This window comes from Micromonospora parva (genome assembly GCF_040649675.1).
Classification (GTDB): Bacteria; Actinomycetota; Actinomycetes; order Mycobacteriales; family Micromonosporaceae; genus Micromonospora; species Micromonospora parva.
In genome coordinates this window covers 46,269-64,531 of record NZ_JBEZFX010000020.1, presented here as the reverse complement: position 1 = coordinate 64,531, position 18,263 = coordinate 46,269, and the positions used below count along the sequence as shown (strand labels likewise).

Annotated in this window: 16 protein-coding genes; 12 read left to right on the top strand and 4 right to left on the bottom strand. The window is 72.0% G+C overall.

All coding sequences use genetic code 11. The features are described 5' to 3' along the window. Complete coding sequence (locus AB0C03_RS31965) at positions 1-333, top strand: putative quinol monooxygenase (RefSeq protein WP_030336274.1); 333 nt, start codon at positions 1-3, stop codon at positions 331-333. Positions 334-364: 31 nt separating this feature from the next. On the opposite strand, the gene pdxY is transcribed toward AB0C03_RS31965, so the two are convergent. The 3 genes from pdxY to AB0C03_RS31950 all read right to left on the bottom strand — a co-directional run bounded on the left by pdxY (position 365) and on the right by AB0C03_RS31950 (position 3,364). Then, positions 365-1,216, bottom strand: coding sequence for a pyridoxal kinase PdxY (pdxY, locus tag AB0C03_RS31960; RefSeq protein ID WP_030336272.1), 852 nt, complete (start codon positions 1,214-1,216; stop codon positions 365-367). 173 nt (positions 1,217-1,389) lie between these two features. After that, positions 1,390-2,184, bottom strand: a complete 795-nt coding sequence (locus AB0C03_RS31955; RefSeq protein ID WP_030336270.1) for a S1 family peptidase — start codon at positions 2,182-2,184, stop codon at positions 1,390-1,392. 163 nt (positions 2,185-2,347) lie between these two features. Further along, complete coding sequence (locus AB0C03_RS31950; RefSeq protein ID WP_030336269.1) at positions 2,348-3,364, bottom strand: LacI family DNA-binding transcriptional regulator; 1,017 nt, start codon at positions 3,362-3,364, stop codon at positions 2,348-2,350. 259 nt (positions 3,365-3,623) lie between these two features. Here AB0C03_RS31950 and AB0C03_RS31945 point away from each other — a divergent pair, with 259 nt between their 5' ends. The 11 genes from AB0C03_RS31945 (at position 3,624) to AB0C03_RS31895 (ending at position 16,985) form a co-directional block, all read left to right on the top strand. Then, positions 3,624-5,978 (top strand): AbfB domain-containing protein, encoded by a 2,355-nt coding sequence (locus AB0C03_RS31945; RefSeq protein WP_357641009.1) that lies wholly within the window; start codon positions 3,624-3,626, stop codon positions 5,976-5,978. 388 nt (positions 5,979-6,366) lie between these two features. Beyond that, the gene (locus AB0C03_RS31940; protein WP_357641006.1) at positions 6,367-7,659 is read left to right on the top strand and encodes a cytochrome P450; all 1,293 of its coding nucleotides are present in this window, start codon (positions 6,367-6,369) and stop codon (positions 7,657-7,659) included. A 253-nt stretch (positions 7,660-7,912) separates the two neighbouring features. Further along, positions 7,913-8,395 (top strand): helix-turn-helix transcriptional regulator, encoded by a 483-nt coding sequence (locus AB0C03_RS31935; protein WP_030336264.1) that lies wholly within the window; start codon positions 7,913-7,915, stop codon positions 8,393-8,395. Positions 8,396-8,648: 253 nt separating this feature from the next. Then, positions 8,649-11,048, top strand: coding sequence for a sensor histidine kinase (locus tag AB0C03_RS31930; protein WP_357641002.1), 2,400 nt, complete (start codon positions 8,649-8,651; stop codon positions 11,046-11,048). Between the two features lie 16 nt (positions 11,049-11,064). Next, positions 11,065-11,469, top strand: a complete 405-nt coding sequence (locus tag AB0C03_RS31925; protein ID WP_030336260.1) for a roadblock/LC7 domain-containing protein — start codon at positions 11,065-11,067, stop codon at positions 11,467-11,469. 54 nt (positions 11,470-11,523) lie between these two features. Then, positions 11,524-12,717, top strand: a complete 1,194-nt coding sequence (locus AB0C03_RS31920) for an ABC transporter substrate-binding protein (RefSeq protein WP_030336258.1) — start codon at positions 11,524-11,526, stop codon at positions 12,715-12,717. Next, entirely contained in the window at positions 12,714-13,610 is an 897-nt protein-coding gene (locus AB0C03_RS31915) for an ABC transporter permease subunit (protein WP_051708784.1), read from the top strand. The genes AB0C03_RS31920 and AB0C03_RS31915 overlap by 4 nt, the downstream gene beginning before the upstream one ends. Then, on the top strand, positions 13,607-14,620 hold the full coding sequence (locus AB0C03_RS31910; RefSeq protein ID WP_357640998.1) for a branched-chain amino acid ABC transporter permease: 1,014 nt from the start codon (positions 13,607-13,609) through the stop codon (positions 14,618-14,620). Before AB0C03_RS31915 ends, AB0C03_RS31910 begins: the two co-directional genes overlap by 4 nt. After that, complete coding sequence (locus AB0C03_RS31905) at positions 14,617-15,360, top strand: ABC transporter ATP-binding protein (protein WP_210859933.1); 744 nt, start codon at positions 14,617-14,619, stop codon at positions 15,358-15,360. The genes AB0C03_RS31910 and AB0C03_RS31905 overlap by 4 nt, the downstream gene beginning before the upstream one ends. Further along, on the top strand, positions 15,360-16,130 hold the full coding sequence (locus AB0C03_RS31900; RefSeq protein ID WP_357640994.1) for an ABC transporter ATP-binding protein: 771 nt from the start codon (positions 15,360-15,362) through the stop codon (positions 16,128-16,130). Before AB0C03_RS31905 ends, AB0C03_RS31900 begins: the two co-directional genes overlap by 1 nt. Before the next feature lie 51 nt (positions 16,131-16,181). Continuing rightward, entirely contained in the window at positions 16,182-16,985 is an 804-nt protein-coding gene (locus AB0C03_RS31895; RefSeq protein WP_210866868.1) for a class I SAM-dependent methyltransferase, read from the top strand. A 306-nt stretch (positions 16,986-17,291) separates the two neighbouring features. Here AB0C03_RS31895 and AB0C03_RS31890 read toward each other — a convergent pair whose 3' ends face one another. Next, positions 17,292-18,233 (bottom strand): hypothetical protein, encoded by a 942-nt coding sequence (locus AB0C03_RS31890; RefSeq protein ID WP_357640991.1) that lies wholly within the window; start codon positions 18,231-18,233, stop codon positions 17,292-17,294. Positions 18,234-18,263: the final 30 nt, after the last annotated feature.

Below are 18,263 nucleotides of genomic sequence, written 5' to 3'. Positions count from 1 at the left end.
ATGATCTTCATTACCGCCAAGTTCCGGATCCGGCCCGAGCACGCCGACCGGTGGCCGCAGATCGCCGCCGAGTTCACCGAGGCGACCCGCGCCGAGCCGGGCTGCCTGTGGTTCGACTGGTCCCGCAGTGTGGACGACCCGACCGAGTACGTGCTGGTCGAGGCGTTCCGCGACGACCAGGCCGGTGCGGCCCACGTGCAGTCCGCCCATTTCCGCGCGGCCCAGGAGACCCTTCCGCCGCACCTCGCCGAGACCCCGCGCATCGTGAACGCCACGGTGCCGCAGGAGGACTGGTCGCTGCTCGGTGAGATGGCCGTCCCCGAGGGCCGCTGACCGTCGCCGACCCGTGCGGCCCGACCCGCCGTCAGCGCAGCCGGCGGGCGGCGAAGCGGGTCGGCGGGTCGGCGATCACGTCCTGCGCCGCGATCAGCTGGATCTCCCGGGTGCCGGCCGCGACAGTCGCCTCGAGCACGGCGTAGACGGAGGCGATGGTGCGTTCCAGCGCGGTCGCGGGTGAGCCGGTCGTGCACAGGTGCGCGAGGTACAGCGCCGCGGTGACGTCGCCCCCACCGTTCGGGTTGATCGGCAGCAGCGGTGTGGTCACCGCCCAGGCGCCCTCGTCGGAGACCGCCACCACCTCCAGCGAGTCCGGCGGCAGGTCGCCGTGCAGCACGCTGGTCACCAGGACGTGCCGTGGCCCGTTCGCGCGCACCACGTCGACAGCGTCGAGCACCTCGGCCAGCGATGTCGTCGTGCGGCCGGCGAGGAAGTCCAGCTCGAAGTGGTTCGGCGTGATGATGTCCGCACGGGGCACGACGGTGTCGCGGAGGTACTCCGGAATTCCGGGCCGGACGAACATGCCCCGGCCGGCGTCGCCCATCACCGGGTCGCAGCAGTACACGGCGTCCGGGTTGGCGGCCTTCACCGTCGCCACCGCGTCCAGGATCACCGCGCCCACCGCCGGGTCGCCCTGGTAGCCGGAGAGCACCGCGTCGGCGTCGCCGAGGACCCCGCGGTCCCCGATTCCGGCGATCACCTCCGCCACGTCCGCCGCGGGAAGCGTCGGGCCCCGCCACGCGCCGTACCCGGTGTGGTTGGAGAAGTGCACGGTCAGGACCGGCCAGACCTCGTGCCCGAGGCGTTGCAGCGGAAAGGCCGCCGCCGAGTTGCCGACGTGGCCGTAGGCGACCGACGACTGGATGGACAGGATCTTCACCGGCCCATCATCGCCGCTGCGGCCGGCGTCGCACTGACGGCCCGCCGTTTCTGTCGGGTGGCCCACTCGCCGCCCGCCCGTGGGCACGACGCGAACGGGCGGCCCGGACCGTGCCGTCCGGACCGCCCGAGTGGGCGTGCGGTCAGCCGCTCAGGCTGGCCGCGGTCGTACGGTCAGCCGCCGAGGCTGGCCGCGGCCGAGGCGATCGACGAGGCGAAGTAGCTCACCTGGGTGTAGACGCCGGGGTAGTTGGGCCGGGCGCAGCCGTTGCCCCAACTGACGATGCCGACCTGGATCCAGGCGTTGTTGGCGTCGCGGCGGAACATCGGGCCACCCGAGTCGCCCTGGCAGGTGTCGGTGCCGCCGCTGGCGTAGCCGGCGCAGATCTCCTGGGCGGGGATGAGGTCGCCGCCGTAGTTGGCGTTGCACACGGAGTCGCTGACGAACGGCACCGTCGCCTTGAGCAGGTACCGCTGCTGGCCGCCGCCCTCCCGCGCGGCACCCCAGCCGGCGACGGTGAAGGTGCCGCTGTCGTACGCGGTGGTGGTGGCGATCGGCAGCGTGCTCAGCCCGGTGACGGGGCTGGCCAGGCGGATCAGCGCCCAGTCACGGCCCGCGCCGTTGTAGCCGGGGGCCCGGTAGACGTAGTTGGACCGGACGGTGATCCGGCTGGACGACTGGAGGTCGACCGTCCCGAGCGTCGCGGTGATGCTGGTGTTGGTGCCGGTCGAGCCCACGCAGTGCGCCGCGGTGAGCACCAGCCGGGGGCTGTACAGCGCCCCGCCGCAGCCCATCGAGAGACGCACCATGAACGGGAACTCGCCCTGCGCGGCGCGGGTGCCGCCGACGACGGTCGGCGTCACGGGGCTGTCGGCCGCGGCGGCCGGCGCGGTGAGGGTGAGGCTGGCCGCGGTCACCGCGGCCAACGCGGTGGCCAGCAGGCCAGTGAGGGTACGCCAGCGAACCATGCATTCCTCCGCATCAGGGTGGCGCGCCTCGTGAGCGCACCGCAGTCGAGATAGCGGTCATCATATTGAGAGTTATGGATCTCGCGGGTCATCCTCTCTGGGTCGTACCACCGGCGTTATGGATCTCGCCCGGTGCGCCGCAGGGCCGCGGTGCGACCGGTTGTCAGCCGCCCGGGGTGCCGGTGCTCTCCCGGCGGATGAGGCGGAACGGTGTCTGCACGCTCAGCGGCCCCGCGACCTCCGCGCCCTCGATGCGGGCGACGAGACGGCGTACCGCGAGACGGCCGATCTCCCTCTTGTCCGGGGCGATGGTGGTGAGGGTCGGTGCGCTGAACCGCCCGTCCTCGATGTCGTCGATGCCGACCACCGCGACGTCCTCGGGAACCCGGTGGCCGGCCTCGGCCAGCGCCCGCAGCGCGCCGATGGCGACCAGGTCGTTGTAGGCGAACACCGCGTCCGGCCGGTCACCGCGAGCGAGGAGGTCGTGCATGGCCCGCCTGCCGTCGAGCCGGCCGAACGCGTCGGTGCGGGCGACCAACAGCGGTCGGTACGGCAGGCCGGCCGCCGCCAGGGCCTCCCGGTAGCCCCGGACCCGCAGGTGGGCCGACTGCCGGTCGCCGCCAGCGGTGGCGCCGATGAACGCGATCCGGCGACGGCCGATCGCCACGAGATGCCGGATCGCCGCGTGGCTGGCCGCGACGTTGTCGATGGCGATGTGGTCGTGCGGCACGTCGTAGACGCCCTCACCGATCAGCACGAGCGGCCCGCCGGCGGTGCGGGCCAGCACCTCCTCCCGACCGATGCGCACCGGGCTGAGGATCAGGCCGTCGATGACGCGCTGCCGGGTGCCGTCGAGGAGCGCCAGCTCCGCCTCCCGGTCGGCGGCGGTGTTCTCCATGACGAGGGTGTAGCCGAGCCCGGCGGCCTCGGAGATGGCGATCTCGGCGAGTTCGGCGAAGTAGGGGTTGGTCAGCTCCGGGACAGCCAGGGCGATCAGGCCGGTGCGACCGCGGCGCAGGTGCCGGGCACCGAGGTTGGGGCTGTAACCGAGTTCGTCGATCGCCTGCTGCACCCGTTGTCGGGTCCGCTCCCCCACCGGGCGGTACCCGTTCACCACGTTCGAGACAGTAGCCAGCGAGACACCGGCGCGCTGGGCGATGTCCTTCAGGCTGACGCCCATCCACCACCCTTTCGCGACGTCGACCGGCGGGCCGGCCGGGCATCGACGAACAAGCATTGACGGGACGCCCAGCGCGGCTCTATAACGTTATACAGGCGAAGACAGATGTCAATATGCCGACCACCGTCGGCGGGTGGAGATCCCACCCGACGTCCGTCGCTGACGCCCGTCCCCCGTCAATGACCACCCGATGCCCACCACCCACGCGCTTCGGGCCTGGCTGCACCGCCCGTGGCAACCCGCCCCCCTCGGAGACGGCATGACACGTCACGTCCCCATCCGCCCCGCCCTGCCCCTGCTGCTCGTCCTCGCGGTGGTGGCCGGCTTTCTCGCCGCGCCCTCCTCGTCGGCGTCCGCCGCACCGGCCAAGACGCCGCCACTGACCACCCCCTGGACCAGCCAGGCCCTCGCCGGCACCCCACTGCCCGAGTACCCGCGACCGCAGATGACGCGGCCGGACTGGCTCAACCTCAACGGCGAGTGGCAGCTACGCCAGTCGACCACCGACGACGCCCCGCAGTTCGGCACCAACCTGCCCGAGCGGGTCAACGTGCCGTTCCCGGTGGAGAGCGCCCTGTCCGGCATCCAACGGGCCGCCAACGACAACCGCAACTACCTGTTCTACCGACGCACCGTCACCATCCCGGCCAACTGGTCGGGCCGGCGGACCCTGCTGCACTTCGGCGCCGTCGACTGGCAGAGCACCGTCTGGGTCAACGGTGTCCGGGTCGGTGCGCACACCGGTGGCTACGACGCCTTCACCTTCGACGTGACTGCCCAGCTCACCGCCGGGGCGAACGAGATCGTCGTGAAGGTCTGGGACCCCACCGACACCCGGCAGAACGGCAGCCTGCCCGCCATCGGCAAGCAGACCAAGACACCCGGCGGGATCTTCTACACCCCCAGCTCCGGCATCTGGCAGACGGTGTGGATGGAGCCGGTGCCCGCCGCCTCGATCAGCAGCGTGGACCTCTACCCGAACCTGAGCACCAACACCGTGCGGGTCCGGGTCTTCACCAGGGGCGACGTGAGCGGCCACAGCGTGCTCGCCGAGGCGCTGAACGGCGCCACTGTGGTCGGCTCGGCCACCGGCGGCTTCACCGAGTTCACCGTGCCCGTGCCCAACGCGCGCCGCTGGTCACCCGATGACCCGTTCCTCTACAACCTCCGGGTGACGGTGCGCAACGCCGCCGGCGCCGTGGTGGACCGGACCACGCACTACTTCGGCATGCGGGAGATCACCACCGGTCTCGTCAACGGGGTGCTGCTCCCCAAGCTCAACGGCCAGTTCGTGTTCCAGGTCGGCACCCTCGACCAGGGCTTCTGGCCGGACGGGCTCTACACCGCGCCGACCGACGCCGCGCTCGCCTTCGACCTGCAGAAGCACAAGGACCTGGGCTTCAACATGGTGCGCAAGCACATCAAGGTCGAACCGCAGCGCTGGTTCTACCACGCCGACCGGCTCGGCCTGCTGGTCTGGCAGGACATCCCGTCGCTGACCGCACAGGACGTCGACCCCACCGACGCGCAGCAGGCGCAGTTCGAGGCCGAGGCGCGCGAGATCGTCGACGAGCACCGCAGCTCACCCGCCGTGATCGCGTACACGCCGTACAACGAGGGCTGGGGCGAGCGGTCCCTCGCCGACACCCGGCGGGTCGCGCAGAACATCAAGAACCAGGACCCGACGCGTCTGGTCAACCCGCACAGCGGCCACAACTGCTGCCAGTCCCTCGGCAACCCCGGCAACGGCGACATCGACGACTGGCACGTCTACCTCGGGCCGGACTCCCCCGTACCGTCGAGCACCCGGATCGCCGTGCTCGGTGAGTTCGGCGGCCTGGGCCTGCACACGCCGGGGCACGAGTACAGCCCGAACGGTCAGTTCTTCGCCTACGAGTGGCAGGCCAACTCGACAGCGCTCACGGACCGCTACGTGGGGCTGGTGCAGGGCAGCCAGAACCTGATGCTCGGCAAGGGGCTCAGCGCCTCCGTCTACACCGAGATCACCGATTTGGAGGGTGAGCTGAACGGCTTCCTCACCTACGACCGGCGGGTGATCAAGATGGACCAGGCGCGGGTGCGCGCCGCCAACACCGCACTGATCAACGCCTCGAAGACCATCGGCAGTTCGGGGCCCGTCGCCCTGCCGACCAACACCCGCCGATCGTTGCAGGTGACCACGCCCGGCTTCACCAACCGTTACCTGCGCCACCAGGACGGCCTGGCCTACACCGAGGTGGTCGACGCCGCGAGCCCCAGCCTGCTCAAGGCCGACGCCACGTACACCATCCGCCCCGGCCTGGCCGGCACGGGTTGCTACTCGTTCGAGTCGGTCAACTTCCCCGGGCAGTACCTGCGCCACCAGAACTCCCGGGTCCGCAACTCGCCGGACGACGGCTCCGCGTTGCTGCGCGCCGACGCCACCTGGTGCGCCCGTACCGGGCTGACCGGCACCGGTGTGTCGCTGGAGTCGTACAACTTCCGAGGTAAGTACCTGCGGCACTACAACGCGGAGGTCTGGCTCAGCAACGGCACCGGCGGCGACGCGTACAACACGCCGACGTTGTGGACCGCCGACAGCACCTGGAGCATCGCCGCTCCATGGGCGCCCTGACCGGGTCGTCACGACCCGACGTGCGGGGGGTTCCGGCCTGGGCTGGAACCCCCCGCACCGTTGTCACCGGCCCGGCGGCGTCACTCGTCGTCCCGGGGGTCGTTTCCCCGGTCATGAGGGGAATCGGCGAGTCGATTGCACCGTCCGACCGGGTCGGCTTTTCCGGGCAAGGGCCGTGCCGCAAGTTGCATCCCGCCAGGTTCGCCCGGCTGTTGCAACACGCAATCAGGCCAAGCAATAAATAGACGACAACCAATCTTGACTTGTACGCCTGGCCAGCGCACCGTAAAGGGCCAGAGGCAGATGAGCGCCATTATCGGCATCGCCGAAGTGGATCGCCAAATGGGGGCGCTGCCGGTTTCGCGCCGCGTGCGTCAGGAGGCTTTCCATGCGTCTGAATCCCTTCAGTAGGGTCTATCTCACCGACCCGGCTGGCGTGTGGCGGCGCATTCTCGACGATCCCGCCGGCGCGCACTACGCCGAAGATCTGGACCTGTGGTTGATCAGCAGACACGCACACGTCCGGCGGGCCCTCGCCGACGCCGCGACATTCGCCAATGCCCTCACCCTCGTTCCGGTCTACGAGGTCTGCCCGGCGGCACTGAGCGTGATCATGCAGATCGACGCGCCACCCACGACGGCCGCCGCGGACCCACCGACGCACCCACGCACCCGCCGGGCCCTGCGGGCGACCTTCGCGAACACCGCCGAGCGGGTCGAGGCCGAGTACGGGGCGATCGTCCGGCGAAGGGTCGAGCAGCTGGTGTCCCGTCTCGCCGCCCGCCAGGGCGAGCAGGTCGACCTGGTCCCGGACTTCGCGACCGAGCTTCCCCTGCTGGTGGTCCTGGACATCCTCGGGGTGCCCGACGCGGACATCGGGCGGATCCGGAGCTGGGCGGACGGTCAGATCGCCCTCATCTGGGGGCAGCCCGACCCGGCCGAGCAGGTACGCCTGGCGCAGGGCCTGCTGGAGTTCTGGCACTACTGTGAAGAGCTGGTCCGCCGACGGGTGGACAGTGGACAGCAGGGCGACGACTTCATCAGCCGGGCCCTGACCTACCGCGACGACGACGACAGCGTCCTGACGGTGCCCGAGGTGGCGAGCCTTGCCTTCAACCTCCTGGTCGCGGGGCACGAGACCACCGCCGGGTTGCTCGCCCACACTCTCGACCAGGCCCTGTCCGACCCCCGGCGGTGGTCGGCGATCGCCGAGGATCCGGGGCTCGTCCCCGCCTTCGTGGCCGAGACGCTCCGGTTCGCGCCGGCCATCGACGGCTGGCTCCGGGTGACCACCCGCGACGTCACAGTGGGTGCGGTGACGATCCCCGCCGGGGCACGCTGCCTGCTGTTGATCGGCGCGGCGAACCGGGACCCGGCGGCATTCCAGGACCCGGACCGGTTCGACCCACACCGACCCGATGTGGGCAACCACCTGTCGTTCGGTCACGGTCCACATTTCTGCATCGGCGCGGGATTGGCACGACTTGAGGCCGGCATCGCCATCAGCCGACTCGCCCAAACCATTCCCGGCCTCCGACTGTCGCCGGAGCAACATCGTTCATACAAACCCAATGTCGCGTTTCGTGCGCACCGCAGACTGCTCGCGACAATCGATATCCCGGCGTCCTCGGACGAGCCGGTGGCACGCGGTGGCGCGACGGCCGAAGTGCGCGCCGGCTGAGCGCCGGCGATGTCGACCTACCGACGGGTCGAGGGGTGGGGACGTGCGAGGGTTGTCCGCTCCGCCCGGCGCATCTCCGTGCCGGCACCGGTCCGGCCCGCGCCGTTCGCGCTTTGCCCGACGATCCATGCCGGTGAACGTCTTCACACCCACCGCATCATGGGTTAAGAATTGCTCTCTGCGAATGTCCCGCTCATTGGCCGGCCTCGATCCCTCATCGGTCGCTGAATGTCCGTTCCACGAAGGTGAGCGCATGGAGCACACGTCCCCGTCGAGCTCGGCTCACTCCGCGGCCAGTCAACGGTTCCGGTGGGAGTTGCGCAACTGTCGCGTCAAACGGGGCCTGACCCAACGGGCCCTGGCGGATCTGGTGCGGTTCAGCCGGGAGACGGTCGCCGCGGTCGAGTCAGGTCGCCGGTTCGGCAGCCACGAGTTCGCGCTGCGCTGCGACGACGTGCTCGGCACCGGCGGACGACTGGCCGCGCTCTGGCCGCAGGTCGCGGCCGAGCAGTTGGCAGCCGATGGTCGCCGGGGCCCGCGCGGGCCGGAGCCGGCCCGGCTGGATCGGCGGGTGCCGCGTCAGCGTGGGCGGCGCGACGCGCGGGACCCGGAGGCCGTCGTGGACGCGATCGACGAGTTGCGCGAACTGATCGGCCAGGTGCTCAACGGCCAACCCGAACCGGACGACCCGCAGCGGCGGCACCCACCGGTCGGGCCCCCCGACAACCAGCGCTGACCCGGCGGATCCGCCACGACCGCGCGGCGTCACCGGTCGCTGACGTTGGGTACAGATGCTGGTACGGGCAGTTTGTACCACGGCCAGGTCTGGTCTACGAGCGCGGCTTCCGGCCGAATGGGACTTGCATTCGGCAACGTGCGGATAGACCGTCATCGACGAGTCGTGGGAGTCAATCTTGGCGTCGAGCACCCGGTCCCACGCGGCCAGACCCTACCCGACGCGCCGACGCGGCTGGAAGATAGCCGGTCGGATGCGCCTCATCGTGGCAGCCCCGCTCATCGCGGTGATCGGCTTCGCCGGTCTCGCACTGACCGAGAGCGCACGCCAGACGGCCCGTGCCAGCGACCTCCAGCTCCTGACACAGGTCGGTGCCGAGGCCGGCGACCTGGCCCACCGGCTGCAACGCGAACGCATCGCCGCCGCCGACCTGCTCACCTACGCCCGGCCGGAGCAGCAGGACGCCTTCGTCGCGGAGGTGGCCGCCACCGACGAAGCCGTCGCCCGCTACCGCGCGCAGCGAGGCCGGCTGTCCGCCGACAACGACGCCAACCCCGAGCTGATGCGGCGCATCGACGCGGCGCTGAACGGCCTCGCCCCGCTGCGCACCCAGGTCCGCACCGCCACCCACGCGTCGGTGTCCGCGATGACCTTCAGCTACCGCATCGCCATCGCCGACCTCATCAACCTGCGGGAGAACGTCTCCCACGGCGTGGTGGACGCCCAACTCGCCGACGGGATCCGCGCCTCGGCAGCACTGTCGAAGACGGCCGAGGCCATCGGTCAGCAGCAGGTGGCGGTGCTGCGCGCCGTCGCGGGCGGCGAGCTGACCCCGGCCATGCAGCAGGACATCACCGCGGCCCGCACCAGCTACACCGAGTCGAGCCTGTCGTTTCTGGCGCTGGCCCCACCCGAGTGGAGCCTCTGGTGGGAGCAGGCCGGCACCGGCAAGGAGGCGCTCGCCCTGCAACGGATGCAGGACGAGGTGTCCCGGGCACAGCCGGGTTCGCAGCTGAAACTGGAGACCGACGACTGGGTGTCCACCACCCAGACGCGCGCCACCCGCCTGGCCGACCTGCGCGCCCGGGTCGACGACGCGGTCCGCGACGACGTCCGGGCCGCGCACGCCGACCAGCGCCGTCGGGCCGTGGCCGAGGCGGCCGGCGTCATCCTGGCCCTGATCCTGACCGCGTTGGTGACCTGGGCCGTCGCCCGGCAGATCACCCGACGGCTACGCCGCCTACGGGACGCGGCAAACGCCGTGGCGTTCGAACAGCTTCCCGCCGTGGTGGCCCAGCTCCAACAGCCCGGCAGCGCCACCGTCGACCCGCAGAAGCTGGCCCACCAGCAGTCCAGTGCCGCCCTCGAACCGTCCAGCGACGACGAGATCGGCGAGCTGGGCCAGGCCTTCAACGCCGTGCACCAGGCGGCTGTGCGGACCGCCGCCGAACAGGCCGTCATGCGCGCCAACACCGCCGACATCTTCATCCACCTGAGCCGCCGCGAACAGCGGCTGGTCGACGCCGTCCTGGCCCAGGTCGACCTGGTGGAGCGGGACGAGACCGACCCCGACCGGCTCGACCAGCTGTACACGCTGGACAACCTGGCGACCCGGATGGGCCGGATCAACGCCAGCCTGCTGGTGCTCGGCGGTGTCGGCGTGGGTCGTGTACGCCAGCGCGACGTCCCACTGCAACAGGTGCTCCAGGCGGCCCTGTCCCAGATCGAGCACTACGCGCGGGTCCGGCTCGGCATGATCGACGGGGACGTCGCGGTGGCCGCCAAGACCGTCGACGAGGTCGTGCACCTGCTCGCCGAACTCATGGACAACGCCACGACGTACTCGCCACCGGGCAGTGAGACCTGGGTGAGCGGTCGGAGCCTGGGCGACCGCGTCATCGTCCAGATCAGCGACGAGGGCGTGGGGCTGTCCGCACAGCGGATGCAGCAACTCAACGAGCTGCTGGCCCACCCACCGGCCATCGACGTCGCCGCCGTACGGGCGATGGGGCTGGTCGTGGTGGGTCAGCTCGCGGCCCGGCTGGGCGCCACCGTCCAACTGCGACGCGGCCCCCGACGCGGCGTCCTCGCCGAGGCGACACTGCCCGCGGCGATCATCCGGTCCCTGCCACCGGAGGAGTACCTGCTCGCACCCGGACGCCTGTCGCGGCGAGCGGCGCGCACGGCCAACCCGCCGCCGCCGTACCAGCCGCGCCCCGAACCCACCGCCGGACGCCCGGCGGCGGAGCGGACCCTGCCGGCGGCGCCGGTGTTCCGGTCGGCTCCCCCACCGCCGGACCGGGGTGACGCACCCACCGAGGAGCTCCTCATCTTCGAACAGGTCAACCACTGGTTCCAGAGCGACGTCGTCGACGTCCCGAACGGTCAGAACGGCCGGCAGTGGTCCAGCCCCGCCGACGACGCCTGGCGTACCGCCGCCCAGGCGCAGACCCCCGAGGTCGCCACCACCACCCACTCCGGCCTGCCCAAACGGCAGCCGCAACGGCACCTCGTGCCCGGCGGTGTGACAGTGCCCCAGCAGCAGCAACGGTCCGAGTACCGCGACCCGGCGCAGGTGGCGACAGCGATGGCCGCGTACGCGCGGGGCGTGGCGAACCGACGGCGCACCCCGATCAACAGCGGCAACTCATGACGCGACAGGAGAGCACGTGAGCGACCAACAGGATCTCGGCTGGCTGCTGGACAACTTCGCGGCGCGCGCGGCCGAGGTCAGCCACGCGATCGCCATTTCCAGCGACGGCCTGATGGTGGCCGCCACCCGCGACCTGCCACCGGACCGGGCCGACCAGTTGGCGGCCACGGGTAGCGGGCTGGTCAGCCTGCTGCGCGGGGCGGCGGCCTTCTTCGACGCCGGCGCGGTGATCTCCAACGTCACGCAGCTCGAGGGCGGGTTCATGTTCTCGATGGCTTTCAACGACGGCGCCTCGCTGCTGGTGCTCGCCGCCCCCGAGTGCGACGTGGGCAAGGTCTCCTACGAGATGACCGAGCTGGCCAACCGGATCGGGGACGCACTGACCCCGGCTGCCCGAGCGGCGCTCGCCCGCACTCGCTGACCACCCCGGCACCCCCCACGCCGGAGACCCCTTCCCCTTCCTCTGGAGTCAGACATGCCTCTCACCACGCCTTGGCGCAGCCGTGCCCTCACCGCCGCGCTGCTCGCGGCCGTGCTGACCACCGGTACGGCCTGCGGCGACGACGCGCCGGGCCCGAGCGCCGGCGGCTCGATAAAGATCGGCCTGCTCGCGTCGCTGTCCGGGACGTACCAGGCCGTCGGTACGGAGATCCGCGACGGCTTCCAGCTCTACCTGGACACCCACGACGGCAAGTTGGGCGGCCGGCAGGTCGACCTCATCGTCGCCGACGAGGGCAACGGCGCCCAGACCGCCGTCCCGGCGGCGACCAAGCTGCTCAAGCAGGACCGGGTGTCGGCGCTCACCGGCATCGTCGGCGGCGGCTCGGTCGCCGGAGTCACCCCGGTGCTCAACGAGACCAAGGTGCCACTGGTCGGCTCGAACGGTCGGCCGGAACTCAAGGACGTCTCCCGCATCTGGCACACCTCGTACCTGTCCGACGAGCCCGGGGCGGCGATCGCCCAGCACGTCCGCGACAACGTGAAGGGCTCCGTGTACGCGATCGGCCCGGACTACCAGGGTGGTTGGGACGAGCTGCGCGGTTTCACCGACGCGTTCAGCAAGATCGGCGGGAAGCTCGCGAACGCCGACGGCAAGACGACCTTCACGCCGTTCCCGGCCACCACGAACTTCCTCCCGTACTTCGCCCGCATCAAGGCCTCCGGCGCGGCGGCCGTCTATACCTTCTACGCCGGCAGCGCCGCCGTCGACTTCGTCAAGCAGTACGCGCAGTCCGAAATCAAGGACATCCCGTTGTACGCGGCCGGGTTCCTCACCGAGGGCGGGGTGCTCAACGCGCAGGGCGACGCCGCCCGGGACATCTACTCGGTGCTCAACTACTCGCCGGACCTGGACAACGCGGAGAACCGCGCCTTCGTGGCGGCGTGGAAGGCGAAGCACGACGGTTCACCGACGACCTACGCGCTCGCCTCGTACGACGCGGCGGCGGTGCTGGACCGGGCGATCGGCGCGGCCGGAAGCGACCCGACCCCCGAGGCCATCAACACGGCCATCGGCCAACTCGGCCAGATCGCCAGCCCGCGCGGCACCTGGCAGTTCTCCACCACCACGCACTCCCCGGTGCAGAAGTGGTACCTGCGGCAGGTCCGCCAGGACGGCCGGGCGCTGTCCAACACCGTCGTGGGTGACCTCGCGACCGTCGGCCGGTGACAGCGGTGGCGGTCGGCACGAACCGGATCGACCCGTACCTGATCCCGGCGTTGGACGGAGTCGCCTACGGGCTGCTGGTCTTCGTCGCGGCGTCGGGCCTGGTCCTCTGTTTCGGCGTCGCCAACATCCTCAACCTGGCGCACGGCCTGCTCTACGCGATCGGCGGGTACACCGCCGCGGCGCTGCTCGACGGTGGTTGGGCGAGCCTGGCGTTGGCGTTGGCGGTCGGGGTGCTGGCCGCCGCCGCGGCGGGGGTTCTGTTGGCCGGTCTGCTCACACCGGTCGCCACCGGCAGTCACCTGAGTCAGGCGCTGCTGACGTTCGGGGTGGCGCTGGCCGGCGGCAGCCTGCTCGTCGCCGGCTTCGGGCCCGACGACCCGCAGGTCCAGGTGCCCGCCACGCTGGAGGGGTCGGTGATGGTCGCCGGTCACCGCTACGCCGCGTACCGGTTGGTGTTCATCGTCGTCGCGGCGGTGCTCGCCGCCGCGCTCTACCTGGTGGTGCGACGCACCAGGGCCGGGATGCTGGTCCGGGCGGCCGTCGACGACCCGGAGATGGTCGCCTGTCTGGGCGTGAGCCCGGCGCGGATCCGGGCCGGTGTGCTCGCCGCCGCCGGTGCGCTGGCCGGCGCGGCCGGGGTCCTCGGCGCGCCCATCATCGGCCCCGGCACGGACACCGCCGACACCGTGCTGCTGCTCTCCCTGGTGGTCGTCGTCCTCGGTGGTCTCGGGTCGATGGCCGGCACCCTGCTGGCCGCGCTCGCGATCGGCGAGATCCAGACGCTGGGCGTGGCGTTGCTGCCGGCCGCCGCACCGTTCCTGCTGTTCGCCGCCATGGCGGCGGTGCTGGCGGCGCGGGCGCGCGGCCTGGCCGTCAGGTGGCGGACGGCATGAGCGGCGAGGTGATCCGACGGGCACGCGGTGCCGTCGCGGCGCTCGTCCTGGTGGGCCTGGTCGTGGCGCCCTGGGTGGTCGACGACTACACCACGGCGCTGCTCGCCCGGACGCTGGCGCTGGCCCTGGTCGGGGTGAGCGTGGCGCTGCTCACCGGCGTCGCCGGCATGCCCACCCTCGGGCAGACCGCACCGTACGCGGCGGGCGCCTACGCCTGCGCCGTGGTCGGCAGCCGGGTCTCCGACGTCGGCGTGGTGCAGCTCGTCGTCGCGGCGGGCGCCGGGGCGCTGTTGGCCGCGCTCATCGTGCCGCTCGTCGTGCACGCCCGGGGGGTGATCGTCCTGATGATCACCCTGGCCATCGGCGAACTCGTGGTCGTCGTCCTCGGGCGCTGGCGGTCGGTGACCGGTGGCACGGACGGGCTGGCCGGTGTCCCCGCGGTCCGCCCGTTCTGGGGGCTCCCGGCGCTCGCCAGCGACCAGGGCCGCTACCTGTACGCCCTGGTCGTCGTGGCCACGCTTGTCGGCGCGGTGCTGGTGCTGCTGCGTACCCGCGCCGGGCTGGTACTGCGGGCCGGCCGCGACGACGAGACGCGGTTGCGCGCCAGCGGTCACCGGGTGGCGGTGCACCTGTCCGGCGCGCACATCGCGGCCGGGGCGATCGCCGGAGCCGCCGGGTCGGTCCTGGTCGTCGCCCAGCAGTACATCTCCCCCGCCGATTTCGGCTTCGACACGTCGGCGCTGCTGCTGCTCGGTGTGGTCATCGGGGGCACCGCCTCGGTGGGCGGCGCCCTGGTGGGCGCGGCGCTGGTCATCGCCGTCCGGGACTGGTTGTTCGGGGTGCTGCCCGGCCACGCGCCACTGGTGCTGGGCGCACTGTTCGTGGCGACTGTCTACCTGCTGCCCACCGGGGTCAACCGGGCCCGGTCTCGGCTGTCGGAGGCCGCTGCGCCACAGCCGGACCCGCCCGCCGCCCAGGAGCGGGCCACCGTCGGGGAGGTGGGCGGATGACCGGCCTGCTCGACGCCCAGGAGGTGAGCGTGCGGTACGGCTCACTCGCCGCGCTCGACGGCGTGGACCTGTGCGTCCACGACGGTCAGCGGCACGCGCTGATCGGCCCGAACGGGGCCGGCAAGAGCACCCTGCTCGACGTGCTCGGTGGGTCCACGCGGCCGCAGCGCGGCACGGTGCGGTTCGCCGGACGGGACATCGGTCGGCTCGGCCCGGCGGCCCGGGCGCGGCGGGGCATCAACCGCATCCACCAACGACCGGCGGTCTTCGCGACGCTGACCGCGGCGGAGAACGTGGTGGTGGCCGCGCTGCCACGGGTCATCCCCCGCCGCCGGTGGTGGCCGGCCGGACGTCGGCGCGCCGCGCAGCAGCTGGCCGGTCCGTTGCTGGAACAGATGGGGCTCACCGCCGTCGCGGCGGTGCCCGCCGGGCACCTCGCGCACGGGCAACGACGCCAGTTGGAGATCGCCATGGCCCTGGCCGGTCGCCCCCGCCTGCTGCTCCTCGACGAACCGGCGGCCGGGTTGTCCGCCGTCGAGGTCGGCCGACTGGTCGAGCTGCTCCAGGCGTTGCCCCGGGCCGTCGCCGTGCTGCTCGTCGAACATCGACTGGACCTGGTGTACGCCCTCTCCGACACGGTCACGGTGCTGCGCGACGGTCGGACCCTGGCCGCCGGCACACCTGACGAGATCCGTACCTCGCCGCTGGTGCGGCAGGCCTACGCGGACGGGGTGGCGTAATGCTCACTGTGGATCGTCTCTGCGCCGGCTACGGCGGGGGAACCGTCCTGCACGAGGTCACCCTGCGGGTGCGCCAGGGCAGCATTCAGGCCGTGGTGGGCCGCAACGGGGCGGGCAAGAGCACGCTCGTGCACACCATCGCCGGGCTGGTCCGCCCGTCCAGCGGTCGCATCGAGGTCGGCGGGGTGCACGTCGCCGGCCGGCAACCGCACCGCATCGCCCAGGCCGGCGTCGGTCTGGTACCGCAGGGCCGGCGGGTCTTCTCCCGGTTGACAGTGGCCGAGCACCTGCACCTGGCGGCCGCGCCGTGGCGGGCCCGCACCTCCGGCGGCGAGGGCTGGACGGTCGCCCGGACCCTGGACCTGCTGCCGAGGCTGGCGGCGCGGCTGCGACACCGCGGCTGCGAACTCTCCGGCGGCGAGCAGCAGATGCTGGCGATAGCCCGTGCGCTGCTCGGCCAGCCCCGGGTGCTGCTGCTCGACGAACCGTGCGAGGGCCTCTCGCCCGATCTGGCGGCGCGGGTCCGCGAGCTGGTCAACAAGCTCGCCGCCGACGGCCTGACCGTGCTGCTGGTGGAGCAGCAACTCCAACACGCCATCGAGATCGCCGACCGGGTGGCGGTGCTGGAGTACGGCCGGATGGTCTACGACCGGCCGACAGTGGAGGCCCGCCGCGATCCGGCCCCGCTGGCGGCGATGGTGAGCATCGCCGCCGTCGCGCCGCCCCCACCCAACCGACCGACCCCTCGGCTGTGGGCCGACACCCCGTAGGCACCCGACAGTGCTCGAGTCACCCGACCCTTCTCGGAGAGGTAGACACCGATGACAACCGTCACGAGCGACGACACGTACACGTTCGACAACGGCGCACCGGACGCCGTCGCGCAGATGCACGCGCTGGAGTCCTTCCTGGATCCGATCACCACGCGACGGTTGGCCGGCCCGGTGCTGCGACAGGGCGCGAGCTGCTGGGAGGTCGGGGCGGGCGGCGGCTCGATGGCCCGACGGATCGCCCGCGCGGTCGGCGACGACGGTCACGTGCTGGCCACCGACATCGACCCCACCCACCTGGTGGCCGAGGGCAACCTGCGGGTACGCCGGCACGACGTGCGCACCGAACCGCCACCCGGTGACGCGTTCGACCTGATCCACGCCCGGCTGGTGCTGCTGCACCTCCCCGATCGCCGCCGGGTCCTGCGCACCCTCACCGGCGCGCTGGCGCCGGGCGGGTGGCTGGTGGTCGAGGAGTTCGACTGCACCGCACCGCAGCGGGTGCTCACCGCACCGACCGACGACGCCGCGAAGCTCTTCGCGCAGGTCATGGACGCCATGATGGGTGTCCTGGAGGAGCACGGCGCCGACCTGGGTTGGGCGCAGGACGTGCACACCGAGATGGCCCTCGCCAATCTGACCGACCTGGACACCATCACCCACTCGCAGAGCTGGGCCGGCGGGTCGACCGGAACGTCGCTGTACGAGACCAACTCCCGCCAGTTGGAACCGGACCTGCTGGCCGCCGGGCTGTCGCCCCAGCAACTGAACGCGTTCCGGCGGCTGCTGCGTGACCCCGGGTTCGCCGTCATGTCGTACCACTTCGTCTCCACGCGGGGCCGCCTGCCGAGCTGAGCAGGTGAACCACCGCGCGGAGCGCGGTCGCGCCGTCCGTACCTCTCCCGCCGCAGCACCCCCCGACTGCCGGCCGGACAGCCCGCCGACGGCCTCGACCGCACCGGCCGGGCTCCCCCGCGAGGGAGCCCGGCCGGCCCGCCCCCGCGCCCCCGCGCCCCCGCGCCCCGCGCCCCGCGCCCCGCGCCCCCGCGATCTTGCAGTTTCGGTTGCCGAGAGGCGTGGAATGACCCCTATGTCGGGACAGAAAGTGCAAGATCGCGGCATGGGGGTGGGGTGGCCTCGTGGGGCCGGGGCCTCGCTCGCTCAGCGGGGGATGGTCTCCTGGTCGGCCAGGACAATCAGGTCGTCGGGGCTGGCCGACAGCGGCGCCGTCGCCCCGTCGAGCCACACGAGATAACCCACCGGCGGACCTGACCGACCCCACCGGGCACCGGTGATCGTGGCCGACTTCCCGTGATGTGGCTGCGGAAGCAGGCGTACCCGGGTGCCCGGCGCGTGTCCGTCGTCGGCGACGATGAGCAGCGCGTCGAGGATCTGCCGGGCACCGGCGACCGGCAGCCCCGGAACCCACGGCTCGCCCGCGTGTCCCAGACGCGGCGTCATCATCGTGCTCAACAGCGCGGTCTGCCGGACCGCCTCCTGGCGGACCTGCCCGTCCACGCTCCGTTCGGCGGTGGTCAGCGCCCTCTGGATGCGCGACCAGAGGGCCATCGGCTCCTGGTCGAGCAGGCGACGGGCCTCGCGGTCGATGTCGGCGCAGGCCGTGTCGAGCGCGGTGTCCTCGCCGAGTTCCGCGATCCAGGCGAGGTCCCCCACCTCGGGTAGCAACCCTGGCGACTCCGCCACGACCACTATGTACAGCATCGCGAGCAGTTCCTCGCGGCCCTCGCCGTGATAGAGCGGGCCGACTCCGCTGCCGGTACGCCCCCGGCTGGGCGGGAACCGCTCGACGAGATGCCGCGCCCGGCCGTGTGGCAGGATCGCGGCCCGCCTGCTGTCCGACAACCGCTCCGCGAACGACCGCCGCTCACGACGTTCGACGAGCAGTTGGCGATGCGGGTCGAACCCGATCGGATAGATCGTCCGCCCGTACCTGGAGAGGGTTTCGCCGGGCCGGAGGCCGACCGACTCCAGTTGCCGGGCGGCCTCCGAGTAGGCGACGCCGGCCCGGACGGCATGTTCGCGGATGGCGCGCTTGCGGGCGCGTCCCGGGGCTGGGGTCCGTCGGGGGATGGAATCAGACATGACGCCTCCGGTGCAGCCCCACGCACTCCA